4 protein-coding genes and 2 pseudogenes are annotated in these 5,666 nt (G+C 66.0%); 4 read left to right on the top strand and 2 right to left on the bottom strand.

Features of this window, described 5'->3' with window-relative positions; genetic code table 11:
* Positions 1–20 precede the first annotated feature (20 nt).
* Together AC1D00_RS26040 and AC1D00_RS26035 are read right to left on the bottom strand one after the other, a co-directional pair.
* Positions 21–671: a TetR family transcriptional regulator gene (locus AC1D00_RS26040; protein WP_404553450.1), complete on the bottom strand. Its 651-nt coding sequence runs from the start codon at positions 669–671 to the stop codon at positions 21–23.
* Positions 672–733: 62 nt separating this feature from the next.
* A complete protein-coding gene (locus AC1D00_RS26035; protein ID WP_011089555.1) occupies positions 734–1,570 on the bottom strand; it encodes a transporter substrate-binding domain-containing protein in 837 nt (278 codons plus the stop codon).
* 113 nt (positions 1,571–1,683) lie between these two features.
* Between AC1D00_RS26035 and AC1D00_RS26030 the strand changes: the two genes are divergently transcribed.
* The 4 genes and pseudogenes from AC1D00_RS26030 to AC1D00_RS26015 all read left to right on the top strand — a co-directional run.
* Positions 1,684–2,601, top strand: coding sequence for an NAD(P)-dependent oxidoreductase (locus tag AC1D00_RS26030; protein ID WP_477012620.1), 918 nt, complete (start codon positions 1,684–1,686; stop codon positions 2,599–2,601).
* A gap of 147 nt (positions 2,602–2,748) precedes the next feature.
* Complete coding sequence (locus AC1D00_RS26025) at positions 2,749–4,410, top strand: thiamine pyrophosphate-binding protein (RefSeq protein ID WP_477012619.1); 1,662 nt, start codon at positions 2,749–2,751, stop codon at positions 4,408–4,410.
* A gap of 3 nt (positions 4,411–4,413) precedes the next feature.
* Positions 4,414–5,411: pseudogene (locus AC1D00_RS26020) on the top strand (NAD(P)/FAD-dependent oxidoreductase).
* Positions 5,412–5,420: 9 nt separating this feature from the next.
* Positions 5,421–5,666 (top strand): annotated as a pseudogene (locus AC1D00_RS26015) (aspartate/glutamate racemase family protein); the annotation flags it as partial.

Here is a 5,666-nt window from a genome sequence, read left to right as displayed (position 1 = left end):
CAGCGCGTGTGTGGAGGTCGCTAGGCCTTCGCCGCCAGCCACGCCAAAATCATCTCCACGATCTGCGTCCGGCTCTTCGCAAGCACCCTGGGCTCGCTGAGGTCGCGGTCGAACAGGGCGCCGAAGGTGTGGCGGTTGGCGACGCGGAAGAAGCAGTAGGAGCTGATGGCCAGGTGCAGGTCGATGGCGTCGACGTCGTCGCGGAAGACGCCCTCAGTGCGGCCGCGCCTGAGGATGCCGTCGAGCGTCGCGATCACGCTGGCGTTGAGCTGGCGCAGTTGCAGGTTCTGCTTCAGGTGCTTGCCGTGATGGATGTTCTCGATTGAGACGAGGCGGATGAAGTTCGGATTGCGCTCGTCATGGTCGAAGGTCGCCTCGATCAGCCGGCGCAATCCCTCGCGCGCCTCGCAGCTTTCGATGTCGAGCTGATCCTCGAGCGCGCGGATGCTGCGATAGGCCTCCTCCAGAACCGCGAGGTAGAGCTGCTCCTTGCCGCCGAAATAGTAATAGATCATCCGCTTCGACGTGCGCGTTCGCGCCGCGATCGCATCGACGCGGGCGCCGGAATAGCCCTCCGAGGCGAATTCGGCCATCGCCACTTCGAGGATGTCGCGCTTGGTGCGCTCGGGGTCGTTGGTGCGCTTCGATGGGGGCGGCATGCGCTCGAGCATCACGGTTTCTCCCGCCAGTTTCCACGGAAACCGGGAGCGCGGCAACCCGAACGACGAAGCCGTCAGAACTGCACTTCGCCGGGAATGTCGTCCGCGCCGAGACCGACGGCTTCGAAACCCTTCAACATCCATTCGCGGGTCTGGCCCAGCGAGCGGTTGTAGTCGGCCCAGGCGCTGAGGAAGTCCTTGTAGCGCCGGTCGCTTTCGGCGCGGATGCCCATGTTGGTCGGCAGCGTGAGCAGCGGACGTGGCACCGCGAGCTCACCGAGCGTCGGGTTCTTCTTCAAGGTCGCGACCGAAAGCACCGCCAGCGAAATGTTGCAGTCCGCGCGTCCGGTGGCGACCGCGAGGATCGCCTCGTTGCGCTCCTTGAAGCCGAGGATCGTCGCCTTCGGGCAATAGCGGCGCGCGATCGTCTCGTGGGTCGAGCCGATGTCGACGGCGATCTTGACCTCGGGCTTGTTCAGCTCCGCCCAGGTTTGCGGCTTGGCAAAACCCTTCTTGGTGATGACGGTGAAGGAGTGCACCAGGATGGGGGTGGAAAAGTCGATGACCAGTGAGCGCTCCGGTGTCGGGTTCACGGCGAAGGCAAGGTCGATCTTCTCGGCCTGGAGATCCAGGATCTGGTTGCCCCAAGTCGATTCCAGCGTCTCGACCTTGGCACCGAGCTTGCCGGCGATGTCGTTCGCCATGTCGATGCAGGCGCCCGACCATTGATTGGTTGTGAGGTCCTTGTGGAAGTAGGGATCCTGGCCGGCGATCACGGCGATCCGCAGCACACCGCTCTTCTTGATCCGTTCGAGCGTCGAGCCCGGCGCGGTGTCGGCTTTGGCCGAACCGGTTGCGGCGATCGCGGCTCCGGCGAGGGCGACAGTGGTGAGTGCATCCCTGCGATTCATGGCAGTTCTCCTGGGCAGTCGCTTTTGGACATTCGAACCCGGCGTCTGGACTATTTCTGTATTCAGACTAAAATGCAATACGGTATTTTAAATTGGACAGGAAAGACAGGCCCGTGCGCGCTCTCTTCGTCGATGCCAATGACACCCTTGCCGCGGTCACCGAGAAACTGCTGCGCGCGGACAGCCTTCCGGTCGGCATCAATCGCAACCCCGCAATCACTCCGGGCGACCTGCCAGGCCTTCTTGACGGCGTGGAGATCATGATCGTCGACCATACCGCGGTGCCGACGGCGATTGCCGCGAAATGTCCTGCCTTGAAGCACGTCGTCTTCCTCGGCACCGGCGCGCGCAGCTACATGAATCCGGAAGAGCTTGGCCAGCGCGGCATCTCCGTTCACACCATCAAGGGCTATGGCGACACGGCCGTCGCCGAATGCGCGATCGCCCTGATGTGGGCCTCGGCAAAGAGCTTCGGAGAGATGGATCGCGGCATGCGTGAGGGCAATTGGCTGCGCCGCGACGCGCTGCAGCTCACCGGCAAGACGCTCGGCCTGATCGGCTTCGGCGGCATCGCGGCGGAAGCCGCGCGCATGGCGCTCGGCTGCGGCATGAAGGTGATTGCCTGGAACAGATCGCCGAAGACGCACGCCGGCGTCGAATTCGTCTCCCTGGAGAAGCTTCTCGCGGACAGCCACGTCGTCTCGCTGCATCTGCTCCTCAACGACGAGACCAAGGGGTTTCTGTCGCGCGAGCGCATCGCGCAGATGCGTCCCGGCGCCCTCCTGATCAACACGGCGCGCGGCGCCGTGGTCGACGAGGATGCGATGTGTGATGCGCTGCGCTCCGGCCACATCGCCCATGCCGGCCTCGACGTCTTCACCGTCGAGCCGCTGCCCCCGGGCCATCCGCTGACAAAACTGCCGAACGTGACGCTGTCGGCGCATTCGGCGTTCCGCACGCCGGWGGCGAGCGACAACCTGATCGGCGCGGCGCTCGATCACTGCCGCCGCATCATGGCGAATGGGCGGTAGTGCAAACGGCAGGGGCGGGCATGACGCCTGCGCAGGGAGCTGGAAGCCTTTCGATCTTGCACCTCCTGTTGGCCTGTCCTACGCCACCTCCGAACGAAATTTTCGCGACGCGCTCGAGCGCATCGCCAAAGCCTGCAGGGAGCCGTCATGACCATTCGTAACACCCGCACCGGGGGCCAGATCCTGATCGATCAGCTCGTCGCCCAGGGCGTCGAGCGCGTCACCTGTGTGCCGGGCGAGAGCTATCTGGCGGCGCTCGACGCGCTGCATGACAGCCCGATCGACGTCATGATCTGCCGCGCCGAAGGCGGCGCCGCGATGATGGCAGAGGCCTATGGCAAGCTCACGGGCCGGCCGGGCGTCTGCTTCGTCACCCGCGGCCCCGGCGCGACCAATGCCAGCCATGGCGTCCACATCGCGATGCAGGATTCGACGCCGATGATCCTGTTCGTCGGCCAGGTCGACACCGGCATGCGCGAGCGCGAGGCGTTCCAGGAGCTCGACTACAAGGCGGTGTTCGGCACCATGACGAAATGGGCGGTCGAGATCGATCGCCCCGACCGCATTCCGGAGCTGGTCGCGCGCGCCTTCCGCGTCGCCATGCAGGGCCGTCCGGGTCCCGTGGTGATCTCGCTGCCGGAGAACATGCTGACCGAGACCGCCGCCGTCGCCGATGCCATGCGAATCGAGCCGGCGGTAAGCTGGCCCGCGCCATCGGATATCGAGCGCGTCGGCGCCATGCTCGCGAGTGCCAAGGCGCCGCTCGTCATTCTCGGCGGCTCGCGCTGGACCGATGAGGCGACCAGGAGCATCGCGCGCTTTGCCGAGCGGTTCGACCTGCCGGTGGCGACCTCGTTCCGCCGGGCCTCGCTGATCGACGCCGACCATTCGCATTACGCCGGCGATCTCGGCATCGGGCCGAGCCCGGGCCTGAAGGCACGCATCGATGGCGCCGATGTCGTTCTGCTGATCGGCGGCCGCATGTCGGAGATGCCGTCCTCGTCCTACACGCTGCTCGACATTCCCACCCCGCAGCAGAAGCTGATCCACGTGCATCCGGGCTCCGAGGAGCTCGGCCGCGTCTATCAGCCGGCGCTGGCGATCCAGGCGACGCCCGCCGCGTTCGCCGCGGCCGTCGAGACGCTGAAGCCCTCCGGCGCGGTTGCCTGGAAGGGCGAGGCCGCCAAGGCGCATGCCGATTACCTCGCCTGGACCGAGAAGGCACGCGAACTGCCGGGCACGTTCCAGTACGGCCAGGTCATGACCTGGCTGCGCGAGCGGCTGCCGAAGGACGCGATCGTCTGCAACGGCGCCGGCAATTATGCCGGCTGGATCCATCGCCACCATCGCTTCCACAGCTTTGCGTCCCAGCTCGCCCCGACCYCGGGCTCTATGGGGTACGGCGTGCCGGCGGCTGTGCTCGCAAAACGGCAATATCCGGATCGCACCGTCGTCGCTTTTGCCGGCGACGGCTGCTTCCTGATGAACGGCCAGGAATTCGCGACCGCCGTGCAGTACGACGCGCCGCTCGTCGTCATCGTCGTCGACAATTCGCAATACGGTACCATCCGCATGCACCAGGAGCGCGACTATCCCGGCCGCGTCGTCGGCACCCAGCTCAAGAACCCGGACTTTGCGATGTACGCCAAGGCGTTCGGCGGCCATGGCGAACGTGTCGAGCGCACCGAGGAGTTTGCGCCGGCATTCGAGCGCGCACTCGCGTCGGGCAAGCCGTCGATCCTCCATTGCATCATCGATCCGCGCGCAATCTCGGTCGGCAAGGATTTTGTGCCGTCGGTGAAGGCGTAAGCGATGCCCGAAGGCCGCCACGTCGTCATCATCGGAGCCGGCGCGGTCGGCGTGATCAGCGCCATCGAGGCGCTGCGCGAGGGCCATCGCGTCACGCTGATCGACGCGGGCGAGCCCGGTGGCGAACAGGCGGCGAGCTACGGCAATGCCGGCTGGCTCTCCTCGCATTCGGTGATCCCGCCGGCCGAACCTGGCATCTGGAAGAAGGTGCCGTTCTATCTGATGGACCCGCTCGGCCCGCTCGCGATCCGCTGGTCGTACTTGCCGAAGGCCTTGCCCTGGCTGATCAAGTACCTGCTCTCGGGCTGGACCGAGGCGCGCGTCGAGAAGACCGCCTTTGCGCTCCGCGACCTGCTGAAGGACGCTCCGCTCACGCGCTGGCGAGCGGTGCCAAGCTCGTGCGCGCCAAGGCGACGGGGCTGAAGCTTTCCGGCGACAAGCTCGTGGCTGTTCTCACCGAGACTGGTGAGATTGCTTGCGATGCAGCGGTGATCGCCGCCGGCGCCCGATCGAAGCAGATCACCGCGTCCGTCGGCGATTCCCTGCCGCTCGAGACCGAGCGCGGCTATCACGTCATGATCGAGAATCCGGAATCGGGTCCGCGCAGCTCGATCATGGCATCGGATGCCAAGATGGTGGTGAACTGGACCGACAAGGGGCTGCGCGCCGCCGGCACCGTCGAGATCGCCGGCCTCGAGGCCGCGCCCAACTGGAAGCGCGCCGAGATCCTGCGCGACCATCTCTTCAGCATGTTCCCAAAGCTGCCGAAGGACATTCCGGCCTCGCGCATCAAGACCTGGTTCGGTCATCGGCCCAGCATGCCGGACGGACGTCCCTGCATCGGTTACGCGCGCGTCTCGCGCGACATCGTCTATGCTTTCGGCCACGGCCATGTCGGCCTGGTCGGCTCGGCCCGCACCGGCCGTCTCGTCGCCCAGCTCCTGAGCGGCAAGCAGCCCGAGATTCCGCTCGCGCCGTTTTCGCCCACCCGCTTCCTCTGAGGTCGCACCATGACCACTTCTGCCAGCTCGTCTTCCCGCATCGCCCGTGGCGGCAAGGCCATCTATGGCGCGCCGCTCGGGATCCTGATGCTGGAAGCGCGTTTTCCCCGCATTCCCGGCGACATGGGCAACGGCTCGACCTGGCCATTTCCGGTGCTCTATCGCGTGGTGAGGGGCGCCTCGCCGGAGAAGGTGGTGCTGAAGGGCGCGGCCGGCCTGCTGCCTGACTTCATCGATGCGGCGAAGGATCTGGTG

It is taken from the genome of Bradyrhizobium sp. P2_E8 (assembly GCF_056403875.1).
Note: the sequence above shows the minus strand (reverse complement) of the source record. Positions and strands in the feature narration are given on the sequence as shown.

Bases quoted from the DNA above. Each gene is read 5' to 3' on its own strand.
- AC1D00_RS26035 (WP_011089555.1), bottom strand. From the start codon at position 1,570: ATGAATCGCAGGGATGCACTCACCACTGTCGCCCTCGCCGGAGCCGCG.
- AC1D00_RS26040 (WP_404553450.1), bottom strand. From the start codon at position 671: ATGCTCGAGCGCATGCCGCCCCCATCGAAGCGCACCAACGACCCCGAG.